Source organism: Pseudanabaena sp. PCC 6802 (assembly GCF_000332175.1).
Taxonomy (GTDB): domain Bacteria; phylum Cyanobacteriota; class Cyanobacteriia; order Pseudanabaenales; family Pseudanabaenaceae; genus PCC-6802.
This window is the reverse complement of the sequence record NZ_KB235914.1, coordinates 1,828,341-1,846,964: the sequence shown is the minus strand read 5'-3', so window position 1 is coordinate 1,846,964 and position 18,624 is coordinate 1,828,341. Positions and strand designations below refer to the sequence as shown.

Below are 18,624 nucleotides of genomic sequence, written 5' to 3'. Positions count from 1 at the left end.
CAATAGTTAGTTTTATTTTTTATAGCTATAGCCAATAGACTTATTCTAAGTCCAAAAATTGTGGCTACAGATGTTGGTTAAGGGAGACACAGCCTCCACTTCTCCTGTACTCACACTGTCTATGGCTATATAGCGGTTTTCAGATGAAAACGAGAAGGGGGTTTGGGGGCGTTGCCCCCAAGAAGGGGAGGCAGGGCGGTCTTGGAGGTTCCCCGCTAGAGCCACTGCCGTGTGGAACCCCTTCACCCCGTCAATAAAACCTGTTCTCAATTGAAAAACGCTATACCCCAAATTAATTTGAGCCACAAAAAAGGAAGTGTCAAAATGCACTCCCTCGAATAAAACCTTAAATTAAAAATTTATGCGCTACAGACTAGGCGCAGCGATCGGTTAAAAAGGAAAGATCAATAGGTCTGGGGCGAAGCGATTAGCTTCGATTAGGATACCAGCCGTGATGAACATCCAAATTGTTGCCAGCACAGGGGCTGAGGCGAAAAATCTTTGCATATTTACAGATGTCTCCAAAGATAAAATTTAAACTAACGAGGAGATACCGAAACTTCCTTATCTGATGCCAGCAGTTCGCCAGTACCAAATTCTTTCAGTGCTGCCAATGGCCAAATGAAGCCAGTAAACATAAACTTCAGAGCGAGACTGGTATCAATAATGATTTCCTTCTCGCAAGCGGTATCGGGATCTTTAGCCGTGGCGCGTAGATAGTCGCGACCTACCCAGCCGATCCAGCCAGTGATATAGAGGAACAGCAAGCTGGGGAAGATAAATTCACCAGCATGGCTCCAACGACCATCTGAGATCAAATGTGGTAGACCATCATCACCACAGAGTAGTGAAGATTTGCCATAACTATCAAAGCGCGCCTTAGTCCTGGCGATCGTAGCCTGGATCGCATCGTACTGAGGCGTACCAGCTTTATACAAAGCCAAGCGTTCTTGGAGACTGTCAACTCGGGAGGCCAAGTTGTCTTTAAAAGCTGCGGAGGAACCACAGGGAGTAAGATGATTTAAATCTGCTAGGGCAGCAGGAGCTGTGGTAAGGCCAACGCCAAACCACAAGCAAATTACTAGAATAAGAGCAAACAATCTTCGCATAGATTTGCTTCTGTAAAGATAAGTAAAGCTAAACTGGTTATTCTTGTTAAGAACTTGGCTGTTAATGATAGCTCTGCGCGTGTATCTAGGTAAAGCAAACTTCACAAGCTGTAAATTTAATTCGTACTTCACCTAGCTTCTTTTTAAAAGCTGAAAGCTAAGCCCGATCGGACTTCGATCGCCTTGAGCGAGTAAATCCAGGTTGTTACTATATCTAAGGTAGGCTATTGATTTATGCTTACCAAAATTTAATATTAGTTTACAATTACATTTAAAATGGCAACTGTTTTTGCAATTGAGACAAGCTGTGATGAAACGGCAGCGGCGGTGGTTAGAGATCGCCACTGCCTCAGTAGCGTCGTGGCATCGCAAATTCAATTGCATTCACCCTATGGTGGTGTAGTGCCAGAAATCGCCGCTCGCAGCCATGTAGAGACTATTAATCAGGTAATTGCCCGAGCTTATTTAGAATCCGGCACAACCTGGGCAGAAATCGATGGTATTGCCGTCACCGCAGCGCCAGGACTAATTGGCGCACTGATGGTAGGTGTAACGGCGGCAAAGACGCTAGCTTTACTGCATCGCAAACCCCTAATCGGCGTACATCACCTGGAAGGGCACATATTCTCGGCTTTCCTTGCAGATCCAGCTCTGGAACCACCTTTACTGTGTTTGTTAGTGTCCGGCGGTCACAGCAGCTTGATTTTAATGCAAGACTACGGCAAGTACGAAATCGTGGGACAAACCCGCGACGATGCGGCGGGCGAAGCATTTGATAAAGTCTCTAGATTGCTAGGTTTAGGCTATCCAGGCGGCCCCGCGATCGATCGCCTGGCTGTTACGGGTAACCCCAAGGCATTTGCTTTACCCCAGGGTAAAATTGCCGATCGCCCGTTTGACTCTAGTTTTAGCGGCTTAAAAACGGCGGTACTGCGCCTTACAGAAAAGCTAGAGCGCGAAGGTCAGCAGCCATTGCCGACCGCCGATATTGCCGCTAGTTTCCAGGAGACCGTAGCGATCGCCTTAGCCAGCCGCACGATTAACTGTGCCTTAGCGCATAACCTGAATACTATTGTGGCGGTGGGTGGTGTGGCAGCAAATAGTGCTTTGCGATCGCATTTACAACGAGCAGCGATCGCGCAAAACCTACGAATCGTCTTTCCTCCACTCCATCTTTGTACCGATAATGCTGCCATGATTGGTTGTGCGGGAGCGATGCACCTGGCACGAGGAGACGTGTCGTCGCTTAACCTGGCAGCCCAGTCGCGCCTGAATATTTCCGACAGCTACAGGTTGTATATTTAGCAATAGCTGTTTTTTGTGAGAGGTGAACGTGACACCAGCTAGGACTATTTGTCTGGGCTTTCTGGCAGTAATTACAATCGGTGCCCTGCTGCTAACCTTACCAATTTCCACCAGCAATGGGCAATGGTCGAATCCAATTACAGCTTTATTTATTTCTACATCGGCGGTCTGCGTCACTGGGCTTGCTGTTGTTGATGTCGGTAAGTTTTACTCGCCTACCGGACAGGGATTCATTGCCATGCTAACGCAGATCGGCGGTCTGGGGTACATGACGGCCACTACCTTCCTGTTACTGCTAGTTGGCAGAAAATTCAGCCTGCGCGAAAAAATCGCCCTCCAGCAATCCCTCGATCTACCAGGACTGCGCGGTAGCGTGCAATTGGTGCGATCGATTATTGCCACCACACTTATCTTTGAGTTGACAGGTGTTTTTCTCCTCATCCCTGTTTTCCTGGAGAAATATGACTGGGGACACAGCATTTGGCTAGCCATCTTTCACAGTGTCAGCGCGTTTAATAATGCGGGCTTCAGTCTGTTTACTAATAACCTCATGGATTATGTCAGTTCGCCTGTCATGAACTTTACGATTACAGGACTGATTATTTTCGGCGGTATTGGCTATCAGGTGATTTTGGAAGCGTTTCTGTGGTTGCGTGCCAAGATCGGACGCAGGAGCGATCGCATTCACTTTAGCCTTACGTTCAGAGTGGCGGTGAGCACGACGATCGCGCTTTTGACGATCGGCACTCTGGCGATTTTGTTGACAGAGTATCGCACTGACACCTTTGCTGCACTATCCTGGCCGGATAAAATTATGGCGGCGTGGTTCCAGTCTGTCACTAGCCGCACGGCAGGCTTTAATACGATCGATAATGGCCTCATGACTCCAACGGGTTTGTTTGTCACAATCGCTCTGATGTTCATTGGGGCTTCGCCAGGGGGTACGGGCGGCGGGATTAAAACTACGACAGCACGGTTGCTCGGAGCTTGCACGAGGACAACTCTTCAGGGTAAAGAAGCCATCTATCTGTACAAACGGCAGGTACCTAGCAGTCTTATTTTTAAAGCAGTGGGGGTAGCGTTAGGTTCGATGCTTACAGTGATTGGCTCTACCGCTTTACTATCAGTAACGGAAAAGAATTTTACATTTATCCAAATTTTGTTTGAGGCAGTATCGGCATTCGGGACAGTGGGTTTATCAACTGGCATCACGCCTAAGGTGACAGAAGTGGGACAATTAATTCTAGTTGCTACAATGTACATCGGTCGTGTAGGGGTATTACTGCTGATTGCCGCTCTGGTCAGATCGCCTAAACCCAGTCTTGTTGAATATCCTGAAGAGACTTTGCTTGTAGGTTAGATATTAACTATTAATAAGGATTAATAAGGGTATATTTCTGTGGATCTATCGTCTTTGAACTTCTTTAAAAGCCTGCGTTCGGACAACAAGCAATATGGCGTGATTGGATTGGGGCGCTTTGGTCGGTCAGTTTGCAGTACGCTCACGGGATTGGGCTTTGAGGTATTTGGTGCCGATAACGATGACGAACGCGTAGCGCAGATTATCTCAGAGCGGTTAGCTGCCCATTGCGTCAAAATTGATTCCACCAATCCCCACGCTCTGCGCGAAGCTGGTTTGCTCGACCTCGATACTGTAGTTATAGCGATCGGGAATTATTTAGAAGAAAGCATCATCACTACGCTCAACGTCAAGGAAGCAGGGGTCAAGCACGTAGTAGCCAAAGCCTCCTCGGAAGTACACGGCACTTTACTCAAAAAGGTGGGAGCCGATCTGGTCGTGTATCCCGAAGCAGAGACGGGAGCTGCCCTAGCGCGATCGCTGACCCAGCCAGGTATTATCGATCGCTTCGAGCTAGATCCAGACAACAGCATCGTGGAAGTCATGGTGCCCAATGAGTTTCATGGCAAAACTATTATCGAATTAGAATTGCGTAGAAAATACGGTATCAACGTTCTGGCCGTCAGCCGAGACGAAAAGTTTGAAATCAATCCCGAACCGACGTACAGGTTATGTCGAGGTACGGCAATGGTGGTAATTGGGAATAACAAGGATATCTCGCGCCTTACTGCCGTCTGTAGCTCCAAGCAAAACGAGAAGGTTGTATAGGCATAGCTGTGGACAGATCTGTCTGCAGCTATACTAATACAAATTACCACTTCATTCGGAGGGCGAACACCTTGAAAACAGCCATTCCCATTTTTGTAGCTGCACTTACACTAACTGCATTGCCCGTCCGTGCGGGAGAGACCGATGCGGTTGCCAAGGCCCAAACCGCTGCTAAGACATGGCTGGCACTTACGGATGCTGGCAAGTACGATCTGAGTTGGGATAGTGCCGCTTCTCTGTTTAAGTCATCTATTACACAGTCCGATTGGGTGAAGGCGGTTCGATCTGTTCGTTCTCCTCTGGGAATCCTTAAATCCCGTACTGTTAAGTCTGCAACGTTTACCCGCACGCTCCCTGGCGCTCCTGATGGCGAATATGTAGTCATTCAGTTCAATACCCAATTTGCCAATAAGGCTTCTGCTGTTGAAACAGTTACACCGATGCACGAAAAGGATGGCTCCTGGAGAGTCGCAGGCTATTACATTAAGTGAGGAATGCCTCTCATCCCAAATCCGTACGAATTATCCCTATATTGCCTGGCGACTAGAAGTCGCGGCTAGACAAACAAAGTCTGCCTGCGCAAACTTGGAGAAAAGGGGACAAACTGACACCTCTTTAATCGCTAAGGGTCGAATTCCCCGCCCCTTGGGGCGTGATAAAATTGTTGTGGTTCGCAGCCCACCGATTGAGAGTGAAAGTCAGGCATTGCCGGGACCTCCAAAGTTCGGGAATTGTATTGTAACCAGGGACTCTGGGGAAGGGAAACAGTCTGTCAAGTCGGTCTGTCGGGGAGTACGTCATGAGGCGGCTCTAGATCAGTGGCGTTGGGCAGAAATGTCTAATCGTGAGGTTAGGATGTCCCGTCCGCTTGCGGCGGGGAGGATGTCACTTCAGCGATTGAATTTGTCGCACCAGAATTGGATTGACCATTTCTGGTGCTTCGTCCTGGGGACAATGTCCGGCATCTGCGATCGCGATGAATTCCTTTACGCAGTCGTACTTTGCCAGTTCCCGTCCCAGGGCAATTGGCTCCCACGGGTCTTGTTCGCCCCACAGCAAAGTCGCCTGGCATGGTAAGTTGGCCAGCAATTCCTCTGGCGTGGGGCCTTGGGAATATCGCACAAATGCCATAAATACATCCATCGCACCCGGATCGCGAGCAGGCTCGATCAGCATGTCAACTAGTTCGTCGGTAACGGCATCCGATCGCGCATAGGCCTGGCTGAGAATTTTACGCACAGCAGAGGGTTTGCGTACCTGGTCAAAAAATAACTGCGCGATCGCTCGATTGCCCAGAATTTGTTGTGCTGCTTTTGCGGCTAAGCGCTTGTACCAGGGCAGTCCTAATTGTTTTTGCTCTTGCAGTAAGCGTAAAGAGCAGTCGATCGCAATAACCTTACTCGCTAATTCCGGTGCCAGCACCGCCGCCTGCATCGCCACGATCGCGCCAATGGAATTTCCCACCAAAATCGCCGCACTACCGACAACCTCTCGACAGAAATCTACTATTTGCGTGCCCCATGTCTCAAACGTATAGTCGATCTCTTGACCGGGGGTAGGCTTATCCGCAGCACCAAAACCAATCAGGTCAATGGCAAATACTCGACTGACTTCTGCCAAAGCCTCCATATTTTTGCGCCAATGCCCCAATGAAGCACCGAAACCGTGAATCAGGATCGCAGCAGGAAGATCGCGATCGGTGCGATCGCCTCTAGTTTGGTAACTAATCCGATATCCCCGCCATAGCCAAAACTGCGTTTCGCAATCGGTTTTGTCCCTAGTGTCGCCCTGGAGATTGCCAACCATATCTGTTATGTCTTTGCTTTGTCTTTTCAACTAACCTGGTTGCATAACAGTTTAACTTCAGTTGTCGCCCGTGTCAGGTTAAGCGATCGCGACATTTGCCAATGCTCTGGGGATCGAGCGATCGATTGGCGGCAAACCCTTGTCCTGGCGCAGGATCTGCAATGCTTCCGCTAAAAATTCAGTTGCTTCCGCATCCGAGGTGGTAGCTGAAGGGAAAGCGACTGTTAAAGACAGGCGATCGCCTAACGTTGCGACTCCAACTACGCGCTCTTGTTCTACCTCCGACATTACTGTTGGCCCATAAAACTCCGCAATCCTCAGCGTGCCAAACTGTTGCTCCAAATGCAAGCGTCCTAGATTTGTCACCAAAAGATCGTAGCGGCGCTGTTGCCGCATTCCCTGTACCACCATTTCGGCCTTGGGAAGCTTTGCGATCGCTGCCTGACGATAGCGAGCCTCTGCAAATAATCGCTGTGGTGTAGCCGCCTCTGATAGCTGGGATTTCAGCGATCGCGCCGTCTCCCACAAACATGCATCTAAATTTAGATCGTGGTTTGTGACTGCAAATGCAACGTACAGACCTACGGATTCGCCTACCGACTGCGATAGATGTTCTCTCACGCTCACTGGTGACAAACATTTAAGAGAGGAGGGGGATTGCTTTCGACTAGAGAGCGCTAGCAAAAAAGCGGCGCTAATGGCACTATGCACGCTGGTTGCCTCTTCTCGACAGCGTCTGTGGAGCCATTGAGTTAGTTCGACCGATAGTAATACCGTTCTAATGTGCGGACGCGATCGCGTGGAGACCTCAAAATTATAATCGCATTGAGTTTCAGTTGGAGCCATCTGTTCGGTGTTATATACTGCGGTATCTAGTTTGTACGTGTCTGGAATTAGATGCTCGATCGCTAAGGATTCGGATAGATGTCTCTGCTTCTGGGAAGGCATTTCCAACCCTCGCACGATGTCTCGAATTAGATACGCCATCGACAGTCCGTCTGCGATCGCATGATGGCACGTCACAATTAGCTCGGATATGCGCTGGGAATGCAGCACTACTACCCTCACCAACGGAGCCGTCATCCAATGAAACGATCTCGATAGTTCCACCTCTAACTCCTGCTCCCATTGGCGATCGTCCAGTCGGTCAACTATTCTGAGGGGAATCTCTGCAGTTTGTTCTACAAACTTTGGTTGCCCCGTACGATCGGTCTCGATGCGTACTCTCAGCAGTGGATGTTGCTGTTGTGCTTGTTGGAGGGATTGACGGAGTCGATCGAGGTCGAACTGGCCTTCGAGTCTGGCAGTGAGGGCAAAATGGATGGGGTGAATTTGGTCGTATAACCAAAACGAATGCTCCAATGCACCAAGTGGGCGTTCCATGCATAACTCCCGAATTCTTTACTAAATGCGATCGTTGGTACTTGCATATCCTGCGTTGAGGCTGCGCGCAACGGTGCTGCTTAACGTTTTCAATAGGGATATACGTCAAATTGGTTTGCGATGGATCTGTCCCATACGATCGCCGCGCCCCGGAGACTTAGGAGATTTCTACGAAACAATATACCTAGGTGTAAGGGCAGGTTTAGTAGAGGCGTTATGGAGAGTCAAATCTTCATGCTTAAACCCAGTCATCTGGAATAATTTCCTCAAAGCTGGGACGATTGCTAAACTCGCTGGGTGGACGATCGCTACTCCACGCCCACCACACGCGATCGCACTCGCAAAGGTAAAACTCTTGCCACTTTCTGCGGCGATCGTCTGTATATACTGGCGATCGACGATTGATCCAGACGGCTTTAGCCTGTTTGGGCGGCAGATTGCAGCTCGGACAACAAAAACTACGAGCGTGGGTAGCCGATCTCGTCCAGTCGGGTGGAATTAGCTCAAAAGCATCCATAAAGTCTTGCCCTGCAATAAAGAGAATTGCTCTAAAAATACAATTTTCACCCTTGGAGGTGCCAAAAAGCTAGCATGGACAATAGGTATAACCTACCTCCCCTAACTGACCCCAAAAAATTGAAGGTTCTAATCGCCGACTGAAATGCTACAATAACATTCGCCTTATTTTAATTTTCCCAAGAGGTAACCTGTGGCAAACATCAAATCCGCAGCCAAACGCGCTCAAATTAGCGAGCGCAATAGATTGCGAAATAAAGCATACAAATCAGCGGTAAGAACCCTGATGAAAAATTATTTTGAGGCTGTAACAGCATATCAGTCCTCCCCCAGCACTGAAGCCATGCAGACGGTACAGGACAAAATGTCTCTGGCTTATAGCAAAATTGACAGAGCCGTTAAGCGGGGAGTATTGCATCGCAACACCGGCGCTCGTCGTAAAGCCAGACTAGCCCAAGCAATCAAGGCAATAGAAGCATAAGCTATTAGTCAGCATTTACGACAGGAACCTTCAAGATTTCTGGTTGGCAATTCATCAGGTTCGCCAACTCTTTGTTGCTCTAGCGTGGTTGCCAGCTTGATAGTCGAAGTGATAGCTTGCTAAAAAACGCCAGCAGGCTCATCCTAAAAAATATTAAAAGAAACGGGCTTTGTTGATCGGGCAAAGCCCGATTTGCAATGAGATTATACGTGTAAGTTTTTCATGGACTGGCCTGAAAATTCCCGGTAATTATAGCCGTAGACAGATCTGTTAGGACAGGGGGTGTGGGGGCTGCGCCCCCACGCAGGGGAGGCAGGGCGGTCTTGGGGGTTCCCCGCTAGAGCCACTGCCGTGTGGAACCCCTGCACCCCGTCCTAAGCCTATTGGCTATAGCTATATCAATACCATGTGAACGTGAAGCTAACAAAAATAAGCAAAAAGTGAACACTTATTGGTCTGGAAAGTGAGTAATGGTTTGAGACAAGCTAACGGTTAACGGGTTAAAACCCGAAATTAACCATAGCTAAACAGGAAAAAACGACATGGAAACTTTCGAGCTTAATAACTTAGGTGGCAGACTAATTCCTCCTCTACGCCCTCCTATAATTGTCATAGACGAACCACCTCCACCTGTAACACAAATTGTTGGTACTAATAACGACGACACCCTCATTGGCAACGACTTGCGAGACGACACTATTCTGGGTTTAGCTGGGAATGACTCCCTCGTCGGCTTATCCGGCAATGATGGTTTGCAGGGCGGCGATGGCAACGATACCCTTAGAGGAGGGGTTGGTAACGATACTCTCGACGGTCAAGCGGGCAGTGACATCCTTGATGGTGGTACAGGCAATGACTTTCTCTTCGACAGCGATCTCATTAGCGACGATACCCTTGACGGTGGACTGGGTCGCGACACGCTCGAAGGTAGAGGGGGTAATGATATGCTTTGGGGTGGGGGAGACAACGACAGGCTAGTTGGTGGAATTGGGAACGACACGCTGACTGGCGGTTTCGGTTCCGATAGCTTTTATTTCGATAGTCCAATTGTAGGAGTTGACAACATTACCGACTTCTCTGTTACCGAAGATAGTATCCTCGTGCTCGGTCAAGCTTTCGGTTTAGGACAAGGTGGCGTGCCCGGATCTATTAGGGGGTTGCTGGAAAATCAGTTTGTCCTCGGTACGACAGCACTTGATGCTGACGATCGCTTCATTTACGATACCCGTACAGGTGCCCTATTCTCAGATATAGATGGTACTGGTTTGGCTCCCCAAATGCAAATAGCAACGCTATCTACAGGGTTTAGCATTCCTTTGTTAAGCAGCGCTAACATTTTGATTATGTAAACCTCGCCAACCTTCGACGATGGGGGTCATAATATTCATAGGGATAAAAATGCACGGCGTACGTCTCAGCTAACATTCTGGTTGCATCTAATAAAGCAAACAACCCCTTCAAATTGACCCCTACCATCCGTTGAGGAACTACAATATATCTATTGAATAAATGAGCATTTCTACGCTCTTGCTGGGTAATGCTACTGGGTAAGTTTCTACGCTAAAGCTGCAACCCGATCGCTCTCTATTACCAACTACTATTGAGAGAAATTTAATGTCTGACAAGCCAAGCAAAGAAGAGTTTCTCAACCCTACAAGTCGCTATCAAGGGGAATTCACTCCAGAAAATTTGGTATTTGATGCGAATTTACAGGAGTTTGCCAACCGCATATCAATTATTTGCGCCCTCGAAAATGGTGGTAAGCTTCCTCCTGGTGAAGCCTACGAACAAATCAAGAAGCTATGGAAAGAACTCAAGGCTTCTAAGCAGAACTTGATAGATTAGCAATGGGAATGACTTTCCCGACGATAGACTTGCCGAGACAGGGTGTATTTTGAGCTAGTGAGGCGATCGCCTCAGATGTCACCGTCCAGCTTAAACTGGGGTCAAATAGCGTAGCTAGAGGTAAGCTTTCTTCTTTAGTATCTATCCCAAGACATCGTGCCGCTCCGGAGCTGAGCGATCGCCATAGCTCCAGCCCGCTCAGCAAACCAGTTTCCACCAATTCTTGCCAAAGCACGGGCAAGGCAAACTCCAGACCGATCGCTCCCGTCGGCGATACCTCAAAGGCGACGGTCTTTTCTTCGTAGGTGTAGGGGGCATGGTCAACGGCGATCGCATCGATGATGCCTGACTTGACGGCGGCGATCAGAGCATCGCGATCGGTGTCGCTGCCCAATGGTGGCTTCAGATGCAGGCTGGGATCGTAGGTATGTAAGTCTTTATCTGTAAGCCACAGGTGCATCCAGGCAACACTAGCGGTAATGGGTAACCCTTGCGACTTGGCCTGGGCAATTAATTCCACGCTGCGGGCTGTAGAAATTCGCATGAAGTGGGTGGGCGTGCCAATCAGTGCGACTAACTCAATCAACGCCGCCAGTGCCGCCGTTTCCGCCGTGGCGCTGCTACCCGTCAGACCATATTGCAGCGATCGCTTCCCCTCTCTCATTACGCCACTGCCCGCCAAATTGGGATCGTATGCCCATAGCATCAGCGGTTTGCCAAGGGGCTTAATGTATTCCATAGCGCGGCGGACAAGCATGAGATTTGGGAGCGGTTTGGCATCTGTAAATCCAATTACCGCCTCTGCCATCTCAGCCAGGTCTGTAAGTTGGTTCCCGGCACAATCCAGGGTAATTGCCCCCCAGGGCATTAGTTGGGGATGATGTGGCGATCGCGCGCGATCGTGCCTGCTCCAAAATTCTAAGGCAGTCAGATTATCGATCGCGGGTTTAGTATGCGGTAAAATTCCCACCCTACTAAAACCACCACACTGAGCGGCTTTAGTTAAAGAAGCGATCGTTTCGCGGCGTTCAAACCCCGGTTCGCCACTGGTGCTGTACAAATCCACCAGACCAGTCCCCAAAACTAGACCAGATCGATCTAGTATGCGTGCGTCGGCTGGGAGATCGGCATCCTGAACCCCAACATGCATGACATCATCGGTCGAAATTAAAACGTCGGCGAAGCGATCGGAGAGATCGGATTCTGTGGCATCGATAATGCGTACTTGTTTCAGTAGTACCGGATGATGCGTTAAATCTAGCTCTGCTAATTCCATACCACCCAAAGCCAAAAATAAGCCTTCATAAATTTAGCAGAGGGCGATCGCCCTTTGAGATTTTTTACTAATACCCGAATATACAGCATCCCGACATACATATCGTAGATTCAGGCTGCTTGCATCTTGATCTTTGGCGATCGCTTGTGCCATACTATGGCTTGCAACAAACCACTATATTCCGATCAATTTATCGTAGTTTTTGTTTTCAAAGTTTTCATTTGTTTAGCTTGTGTTCCCAATTTTTCTTAGGAATAAATGGAGGTTCTTAGGAATAAATGGAGGGCTAACTATTGTTAATTCAGTGGCGCAGCCCCAAAACCACCTATATCGTTCCGATCTGATAAGCGCTATATATCGCATTTAGAGACAGAGATAAGGATAGAAGCAATGGAATTGTTATGGTTCATTCCCACTCATGGAGACGGACGCTATTTAGGTACGGCGATCGGCGGGCGCGCAACAGAACACGGCTACTTAAGTCAGATTGCGCAAGCCGTCGATCGCCTGGGCTACACGGGGGCATTATTACCAACTGGGCGCTCTTGCGAAGATGCCTGGATCGTCGCTGCGACCCTGGCATCGATTACCCAACGGATGAAATTTCTAGTGGCAATTCGACCTGGTCTGATGTCACCAGGAACAGCGGCTCGTATGGCTGCCACCTTCGATCGCATGTCAAAAGGAAGACTGTTAATTAACGTCGTAACAGGTGGCGATCCTGTGGAACTGGAGGGTGATGGGTTACATTTATCCCACGACGATCGCTATGAGTTAACTGATGAATTCTTAACTGTTTGGCGGGAAATCTCTGCTGGCAAGGAATCTCACTTGGCGGGCAAATACTTCCAGATTAAGGGAGGAAAGTTGCTTTTCCATCCCGTGCAAACTCCCCATCCACCACTCTGGTTTGGCGGTTCTTCTCCTATTGCTCAGCGCATTGCTGCCAAACATGTCGATGTCTATTTGACCTGGGGCGAACCTCCCGCTCAAGTAGCAGAAAAGATCGAGGCAGTGCGGCAACTGGCAGAGCGAGAAGGACGTACCTTGCGCTTTGGCATTCGGCTGCACGTTATCGTGCGAGAAACTGAGAGCGAAGCCTGGGATGCCGCTAACCGCCTGATTCGCTATGTGGATGAAGAGGCGATCGCTACAGCGCAAAAAGCATACGCCCGCATGGATTCGGAAGGACAGCGTCGCATGACTCAATTGCACAATGGCAGTCGAGAAGCGCTGGAAATTAGTCCAAATCTGTGGGCAGGTATTGGACTGGTGCGCGGAGGAGCGGGAACTGCTCTAGTAGGCGATCCAGAGACAGTTGCAGCTCGAATGCTAGAGTATGTCGATTTAGGGATCGAAACCTTTATCCTCTCTGGTTATCCCCATTTAGAGGAGGCATATCGCGTAGCAGAATTACTGTTCCCTCGATTGCCATTAGAAAATCTGCCAGTAGCAGAAAAGCAACACGTGCTGAGTCCCTTCGGAGAGATTGTCGCCAACGATGCCTTTCCCAAACAGCAAGCCAGGGAGAAAGAGGCTACAACAGTAGATTGACAAAGCTAAAACGCGCGTACATTTTCCAATTCATCAAAGGAGACATTATATATGACAAGTATTCTCTTAATCAGTGGCAGTCCATCTCACCCTTCTAAAACGCACGGCTTATTGGAGTACGCGAACGCGCTTTTGTTACAACAAGGAGTAAAGACGAATCTCATCGCTGTGCGCAACCTACCTCCTGAGGATCTAGTATTTGGACGCTATAACAGCCCATCTTTGGAAGAACCAAAGGCTCTACTGGCAGAAGCTGATGGCGCGATCGTTGCCACTCCCATCTATAAAGCAGCGTATACTGGCGTGCTAAAAGCATTTTTAGATTTGCTTCCGCAGCAAGCTCTATCAGACAAAGTAATTCTTCCCATTGCCACTGGTGGTACCATTGCCCACTTACTCTCTATTGATTTCACCCTGAAACCCTTACTATCCGAACTGGGGGCGAGGCATATCCTGGGTGGTGTCTACGCCGTAGACAAGCAGATTGCATGGAACGATAACAATACTAGCGTTCAACTTGAGGAGGAAATCGAGCAAAGACTCAAACAGGCGATCGACGATCTGCTGCTAGCAGTTAGTCTCTCTCCGCAAAGATCCTCGACGCATTCATCAGGAGTTAGTTCTCGATTTACCCAGACCGCGCCAGCACAACGATCTTAGCTTCCAACATTGGAAAGAGAAATTACTGAATGTCCTGGATCTTTCTACTGGAGTTTAGACTAAAAAGTGGTAAAAAGCAGCCAGCCATTGCAGACTGACCGCTTGATGATGGAAGCTGAAAAGACTATAAAATCAACAGCTTCATCATGATTAGTTTGGATAAACTTGAGCAATTTCGCAAGTACACGTACGAAATTATAGGGAACGGGAGAGATGCGCTGTTCGACTTGATGGATGCGGTACTGACGAGTCGGAGTGTTTCATCGTTTGTGGAACTTTCGTTAAGCCCATTATTTCGGAGGGAGTGGTCGAGTATCTATGAAGCACTGCAAGATAGTCATCCTCCACGTGAAGACTTGATGAAGCAATACATACAGCAAATGCCGGCAGCAGAGGTGACGATATTGGCGGGGGGCCATACAGCCTGGTCGCGTCCCTATGCGGTGACATTACAAGAACGCACCTACGAACATCAACCTCAACCGGGAGTAGGAAGCAAACCTGTTACGGTGGGGCAAGGATACAGCACAATTGCCTGGATTCCAGAGTCAGAAGGGAGTTTTGCCTTACCGTTGCGGCATGAGCGGATCACCAGTTTCGAGAACCCGATTCAGAAAGCCGCTAGTCAGTTACGCTTGGTTTGTGCGGAAATTCCTGGGACTGTGCTTTTCCTGGGGGATGGCGAGTATGGGTGCGCACCATTTTTGCAGCAAACAGCAGACATCCCGTGTATCAAGCTGCTCAGGCTACGCCCCAACCGGGTTCTGTATCATGCCCCAAAGGATTACGAGGGGCATGGGCGACCCCATAAGCATGGAGAGAAATTTAGCCTCAAAGACTCTGACACTTGGTCTATTCCCCAAGCAGACATCACAATTGCAGAGCCTAAACTGGGACGATTGCAAATTCGTCGATGGCCAAACCTGCACTTAAAGCAAGCCGCAGACCATCCCTTTACACTCATTCTGGTCGAACGTCTTGATATGCCTGAATCGAAACCCCTGTGGTTGATTTGGGTCGCTAAAGACGAGCCAATCTTGAGTGAGGTATGGCAAAAATATCTGCGCAGATTTGCCATTGAGCATTGGTATCGCTTGGTGCGTCAACGTCTCCATTGGACAATCCCTCAGCTTTCTACCCCTGCTCAGATGGAGACTTGGTCGGACTTGATGCCTTTACTTACTTGGCAATTGTGGCTCGCTCGTGAACTTGTCCAAGACTCTCCTCTGCCTTGGCAGAAACCGATGACTAAATTGTCTCCTGGTCGAGTTGCAAATGCTTTTGCTTTAGTTTTGGTCAGGATTGGCTCTCCTTCCCCTGACCCTAAACCTCGCGGTAAGTCTCCAGGTTGGCCTCTTGGGAAAAAACGAACCCAACGGATTCGTTATCCTACTGTCAAAAAACGCTATGCCAAGCCCCTCAAAAAAGCTTCCGCTGCAACTGCTTAGCTCAACTTCTTCCCTTTTATCCTCTCTCTCGCTAGTTTCTATCTAGCGAGATGCTTCTTGTTGCCTTTTAGTCTAAACTCCAGTTTCTATTGACGAGCGATCGCTCGCGGAGATTGCGTGAGGTAGCTATGAGATGAGACAGATGCATCTGGCTGCTTTCCTCATTGATGCAGTCATAAAAACTCAAGTAACATAAACCACCTTACCTTTACGATGCAAATGGGATTGCCACCTCTTGTGCCAGATCGCTGTGCCCAGAATTAGTCGGAAATGTAGTGAATATAACTTGCCCTCCAGAAATAATCGTGATAGGTTACAATCTAGCATCAAATCTACAGTATCTCTATCAATATATCGTAGATTGTTAAATTGCAATCTACGATATCTCTAGCATTTTCATAGCACTACGAAGTCGTGTTAGGACGGGGTGCAGGGGTTCACCCCTCGATTCAGGAGATCGGCTTCAGCATTTTTTCTTAAGCTCTATAAGCTTTTCCGAACAACACACCTAAACAACTCGAAAACAAACTGCAAGTATGTAGGAGTAAAAATGGTTGATATCAAGTTCGCGTATTGGGTTCCTAACGTCAGCGGCGGTTTAGTCATTAGTAAAATCGCCCAAAATACGGACTGGACCTACGACTATAACACCTGGTTAGCGCAAATCGCAGAACAAGTAGGGTTTGAATACGCGCTGGCACAGGCTCGCTTTATTGCCAGTTATGGAGCAGAGTATCAGCTTGAGGCTCTAGCAACAGTTGCGGCGCTGGCTCCAGTCACCGAACGCATCAAATTGATTGCGGCGGTTCACCCCGGACTGTGGCATCCTGGTGTCGTCGCTAAGCTAGGGGCAACTATCGACAACATTTCCAAGGGACGTTTTGCTTTGAACATCGTCAGTGGTTGGTTCAAAGGAGAATTCACCATTTACGGCGAACCCTGGTTAGAGCACGACGAGCGCTATCGTCGCTCTGAAGAGTTCATTCGCATTCTCAGGGGTTTGTGGACGGAAAATGACTTCCATTTCAAAGGCGACTTCTACCGCATTAATGGAGGTTGGGTCAAACCCAGACCTATCAACCAGAACCCCCATCCAGAGATTTTCCAAGGCGGCAACTCAAAAGCCGCACGCCAGATGGCAGGTCGGGTATCTGACTGGTACTTTATGAACGGCAACACTATCGAAGGCGTACGGGAGCAGATTGAAGAAGTTTCGGCTCTAGCGCATGCGGCAGGACGCACGATTAAGTTTGGTTTGAACTCTTTTATCCTCGTGCGCGATACTGAAAAGGAAGCCCACGAGGTACTGCGCGAGATTATTGCTCGTGCCGATACCGAAGCTGTAGAAGGCTTTGGAGAAGCTGTAAAGCAAGCTGGCGCATCTACCTTCGAGAAAACTGGGATGTGGGCAAATTCCAATTTTGAAGATTTAGTTCAGTACAACGATGGATTCCGTTCTGGTTTGATTGGAACCAAGGAGCAGGTGGCTGAAAAGATTCAACAGTTTCATAGCGTTGGTGTCGATCTAATTCTCGGCGGCTTTTTACACTACACGGACGATCTGCCAGCCTTTGGACGGGAGGTAATTCCCCTCGTTCGCGAGCTTAAATCTCACCGTCAAGCGACCCCAGAATTGGTTGGAGTAGCTTAAGGATTGGCTTGGAAGTGAAATATAGCGTTTTTCAATTGAGAACAGGTTTTATTGACGGGGTGAAGGGGTTCCCCACGGCAGTGGCTCTAGCGGGGAACCCCCAAGACCGCCCTGCCTCGCCTTCTTGGGGGCAACGCCCCCAAACCCCCTTCTCGTTTTCAGATGAAAACCGCTATACCACTTGCAGAATGCACACAACATACATACATCACTAGGAAAAATATCTATGACAGCACTAGTCAACATTGAAACAGAACCGAAAGCCCACATCATTCGAGACGATCGCGAGGCGATCGCCATTGCCAAAGAGTTGGCAGCCGAATTTCGCAAAGGTGACTCCGATCGCGATCGCGATCGGAAATTGCCCGTAGAAGAAGTCAAGAGGTTTTCACAAAGCGGACTGTGGGGCATCATCGTTCCCAAGCAATATGGCGGGGCGGGAGTCTCGAATGCCACGCTAGCAGAGGTAATTAAGATCGTTGCGGAAGCGGATTCTAGTCTGGGACAAATTCCGCAAAATCATCTCTACATGGTGGAAGCTATCAAGCTAGATGGCACCGAAGAGCAGAAACGCTTCTTCTTCGATCTGGTGTTACAAGGCAAACGCTTTGGCAACGCCTTTTCCGAAATCGGGACTAAATCCGTAACCGACGTGCAAACCAGGTTGACGCGATCGGACGACAGCTTCGTACTCAACGGGCGCAAATACTATTCGGCTGGAGCGCTTTTGGCTCACTGGATTCCCACGATCGCCGCTGACGAAGATGGCAAAACAGTCGTGGCATTTGTCGAACGAGATGCCGAAGGGCTGACCCTGTTGGATGATTGGACGAGCTTCGGACAGAGGACTACAGCTAGCGGTACGACCATTTTAGAAAATGTCAAGGTGAAGCCAGAGCATGTCATCCCTCACTATCTGGCATTTGAACGCGCAACGCCAATGGGAGCCGTAGCACAGATTATCCAGGCAGCGGTGGATGTAGGTATTGCCAAAGCTGCTCTCCGCGATACGCTTCATTTTGTGAGAAACCACACTCGTCCCTGGGTAGATAGCAACTTAGAAAAGGGATATGAAGACCCTCTGACTCTCTACAATCTGGGCAATGTCATTATTCAAGTTCATGCGTCGGAAGAACTCCTGCGTCGTGCTGGCGAGTTCATCGATCTCGCCTATGAGTCAGGGCTTGAGGAATCGAAGGTGGTCGAGTCATCCATCGCCGTTGCTGAAGTCAAAGCTCTAGCAACAGAAGCATCTCTACTGGCAACCAACAAGCTGTTCGAACTAGCAGGTACCAAGTCTACCTTGCAAGAATTCAACTACGACCGTCACTGGCGGAATGCCAGAGCACATACACTACACGATCCCGTGCGCTGGAAATACTATGCCGTTGGCAATTACTTCCTCAACGGGGTCAATCCTCCCCGCCATCCGTGGCTGTAATATCCACATCTATATGCCTCT

Annotated in this window: 18 protein-coding genes; 12 read left to right on the top strand and 6 right to left on the bottom strand. The window is 48.9% G+C overall.

The window, feature by feature from the left end; translation table 11 throughout:
* Positions 1–390: 390 nt before the first annotated feature.
* Entirely contained in the window at positions 391–507 is a 117-nt protein-coding gene (locus tag PSE6802_RS0113635; protein ID WP_019500617.1) for a hypothetical protein, read from the bottom strand.
* Positions 508–539: 32 nt separating this feature from the next.
* Positions 540–1,109: a hypothetical protein gene (locus tag PSE6802_RS0113630; RefSeq protein WP_019500616.1), complete on the bottom strand. Its 570-nt coding sequence runs from the start codon at positions 1,107–1,109 to the stop codon at positions 540–542.
* A gap of 276 nt (positions 1,110–1,385) precedes the next feature.
* Here PSE6802_RS0113630 and tsaD point away from each other — a divergent pair, with 276 nt between their 5' ends.
* The 4 genes from tsaD to PSE6802_RS0113610 all read left to right on the top strand — a co-directional run bounded on the left by tsaD (position 1,386) and on the right by PSE6802_RS0113610 (position 5,033).
* Positions 1,386–2,414, top strand: coding sequence for a tRNA (adenosine(37)-N6)-threonylcarbamoyltransferase complex transferase subunit TsaD (gene tsaD / locus PSE6802_RS0113625; protein ID WP_019500615.1), 1,029 nt, complete (start codon positions 1,386–1,388; stop codon positions 2,412–2,414).
* Between the two features lie 28 nt (positions 2,415–2,442).
* The gene (locus PSE6802_RS0113620) at positions 2,443–3,774 is read left to right on the top strand and encodes a TrkH family potassium uptake protein (protein WP_019500614.1); all 1,332 of its coding nucleotides are present in this window, start codon (positions 2,443–2,445) and stop codon (positions 3,772–3,774) included.
* A 39-nt stretch (positions 3,775–3,813) separates the two neighbouring features.
* Positions 3,814–4,542 (top strand): potassium channel family protein, encoded by a 729-nt coding sequence (locus PSE6802_RS0113615; RefSeq protein ID WP_019500613.1) that lies wholly within the window; start codon positions 3,814–3,816, stop codon positions 4,540–4,542.
* Positions 4,543–4,613: 71 nt separating this feature from the next.
* The gene (locus PSE6802_RS0113610) at positions 4,614–5,033 is read left to right on the top strand and encodes a DUF4019 domain-containing protein (RefSeq protein ID WP_026103296.1); all 420 of its coding nucleotides are present in this window, start codon (positions 4,614–4,616) and stop codon (positions 5,031–5,033) included.
* 394 nt (positions 5,034–5,427) lie between these two features.
* Here the strand turns inward: PSE6802_RS0113610 and PSE6802_RS0113605 are convergent, their stop codons facing one another.
* The 3 genes from PSE6802_RS0113605 to PSE6802_RS0113595 all read right to left on the bottom strand — a co-directional run bounded on the left by PSE6802_RS0113605 (position 5,428) and on the right by PSE6802_RS0113595 (position 8,248).
* A complete protein-coding gene (locus PSE6802_RS0113605; protein ID WP_019500611.1) occupies positions 5,428–6,348 on the bottom strand; it encodes an alpha/beta fold hydrolase in 921 nt (306 codons plus the stop codon).
* Positions 6,349–6,426: 78 nt separating this feature from the next.
* Entirely contained in the window at positions 6,427–7,731 is a 1,305-nt protein-coding gene (locus PSE6802_RS0113600; protein ID WP_019500610.1) for a condensation domain-containing protein, read from the bottom strand.
* Between the two features lie 238 nt (positions 7,732–7,969).
* Positions 7,970–8,248, bottom strand: a complete 279-nt coding sequence (locus tag PSE6802_RS0113595) for a hypothetical protein (protein ID WP_019500609.1) — start codon at positions 8,246–8,248, stop codon at positions 7,970–7,972.
* Positions 8,249–8,440: 192 nt separating this feature from the next.
* On the opposite strand from PSE6802_RS0113595, the gene rpsT reads away from it, so the two are divergent.
* The 3 genes from rpsT (at position 8,441) to PSE6802_RS0113580 (ending at position 10,573) form a co-directional block, all read left to right on the top strand.
* Positions 8,441–8,728 (top strand): 30S ribosomal protein S20, encoded by a 288-nt coding sequence (rpsT, locus tag PSE6802_RS0113590; protein WP_019500608.1) that lies wholly within the window; start codon positions 8,441–8,443, stop codon positions 8,726–8,728.
* 542 nt (positions 8,729–9,270) lie between these two features.
* Entirely contained in the window at positions 9,271–10,077 is an 807-nt protein-coding gene (locus PSE6802_RS28940) for a calcium-binding protein (protein ID WP_019500607.1), read from the top strand.
* Positions 10,078–10,342: 265 nt separating this feature from the next.
* A complete protein-coding gene (locus PSE6802_RS0113580; RefSeq protein WP_019500606.1) occupies positions 10,343–10,573 on the top strand; it encodes a DUF7219 family protein in 231 nt (76 codons plus the stop codon).
* Here the strand turns inward: PSE6802_RS0113580 and PSE6802_RS0113575 are convergent.
* Positions 10,551–11,849 (bottom strand): dihydroorotase, encoded by a 1,299-nt coding sequence (locus tag PSE6802_RS0113575; RefSeq protein WP_019500605.1) that lies wholly within the window; start codon positions 11,847–11,849, stop codon positions 10,551–10,553. The two genes, PSE6802_RS0113580 and PSE6802_RS0113575, sit on opposite strands and share 23 nt — an antisense overlap.
* Before the next feature lie 390 nt (positions 11,850–12,239).
* Here PSE6802_RS0113575 and ssuD point away from each other — a divergent pair, with 390 nt between their 5' ends.
* The 5 genes from ssuD to PSE6802_RS0113545 all read left to right on the top strand — a co-directional run bounded on the left by ssuD (position 12,240) and on the right by PSE6802_RS0113545 (position 18,603).
* Positions 12,240–13,403: an FMNH2-dependent alkanesulfonate monooxygenase gene (ssuD, locus tag PSE6802_RS0113565; protein ID WP_019500603.1), complete on the top strand. Its 1,164-nt coding sequence runs from the start codon at positions 12,240–12,242 to the stop codon at positions 13,401–13,403.
* 51 nt (positions 13,404–13,454) lie between these two features.
* On the top strand, positions 13,455–14,063 hold the full coding sequence (ssuE, locus tag PSE6802_RS0113560; RefSeq protein WP_019500602.1) for an NADPH-dependent FMN reductase: 609 nt from the start codon (positions 13,455–13,457) through the stop codon (positions 14,061–14,063).
* 146 nt (positions 14,064–14,209) lie between these two features.
* Positions 14,210–15,511: an NF041680 family putative transposase gene (locus tag PSE6802_RS0113555; RefSeq protein WP_019500601.1), complete on the top strand. Its 1,302-nt coding sequence runs from the start codon at positions 14,210–14,212 to the stop codon at positions 15,509–15,511.
* A gap of 550 nt (positions 15,512–16,061) precedes the next feature.
* The gene (sfnG, locus tag PSE6802_RS0113550) at positions 16,062–17,162 is read left to right on the top strand and encodes a dimethylsulfone monooxygenase SfnG (protein ID WP_019500600.1); all 1,101 of its coding nucleotides are present in this window, start codon (positions 16,062–16,064) and stop codon (positions 17,160–17,162) included.
* A 226-nt stretch (positions 17,163–17,388) separates the two neighbouring features.
* Positions 17,389–18,603, top strand: coding sequence for an SfnB family sulfur acquisition oxidoreductase (locus PSE6802_RS0113545; RefSeq protein WP_019500599.1), 1,215 nt, complete (start codon positions 17,389–17,391; stop codon positions 18,601–18,603).
* Positions 18,604–18,624 lie beyond the last annotated feature (21 nt).

Bases quoted from the DNA above. Each gene is read 5' to 3' on its own strand.
- PSE6802_RS0113580 (WP_019500606.1), top strand. From the start codon at position 10,343: ATGTCTGACAAGCCAAGCAAAGAAGAGTTTCTCAACCCTACAAGTCGC.
- PSE6802_RS0113555 (WP_019500601.1), top strand. From the start codon at position 14,210: ATGATTAGTTTGGATAAACTTGAGCAATTTCGCAAGTACACGTACGAA.
- PSE6802_RS28940 (WP_019500607.1), top strand. From the start codon at position 9,271: ATGGAAACTTTCGAGCTTAATAACTTAGGTGGCAGACTAATTCCTCCT.
- PSE6802_RS0113630 (WP_019500616.1), bottom strand. From the start codon at position 1,109: ATGCGAAGATTGTTTGCTCTTATTCTAGTAATTTGCTTGTGGTTTGGC.
- tsaD (WP_019500615.1), top strand. From the start codon at position 1,386: ATGGCAACTGTTTTTGCAATTGAGACAAGCTGTGATGAAACGGCAGCG.
- sfnG (WP_019500600.1), top strand. From the start codon at position 16,062: ATGGTTGATATCAAGTTCGCGTATTGGGTTCCTAACGTCAGCGGCGGT.
- PSE6802_RS0113600 (WP_019500610.1), bottom strand. From the start codon at position 7,731: ATGGAACGCCCACTTGGTGCATTGGAGCATTCGTTTTGGTTATACGAC.
- PSE6802_RS0113575 (WP_019500605.1), bottom strand. From the start codon at position 11,849: ATGGAATTAGCAGAGCTAGATTTAACGCATCATCCGGTACTACTGAAA.
- PSE6802_RS0113635 (WP_019500617.1), bottom strand. From the start codon at position 507: ATGCAAAGATTTTTCGCCTCAGCCCCTGTGCTGGCAACAATTTGGATG.
- PSE6802_RS0113545 (WP_019500599.1), top strand. From the start codon at position 17,389: ATGACAGCACTAGTCAACATTGAAACAGAACCGAAAGCCCACATCATT.
- ssuE (WP_019500602.1), top strand. From the start codon at position 13,455: ATGACAAGTATTCTCTTAATCAGTGGCAGTCCATCTCACCCTTCTAAA.
- PSE6802_RS0113605 (WP_019500611.1), bottom strand. From the start codon at position 6,348: ATGGTTGGCAATCTCCAGGGCGACACTAGGGACAAAACCGATTGCGAA.
- PSE6802_RS0113595 (WP_019500609.1), bottom strand. From the start codon at position 8,248: ATGGATGCTTTTGAGCTAATTCCACCCGACTGGACGAGATCGGCTACC.
- ssuD (WP_019500603.1), top strand. From the start codon at position 12,240: ATGGAATTGTTATGGTTCATTCCCACTCATGGAGACGGACGCTATTTA.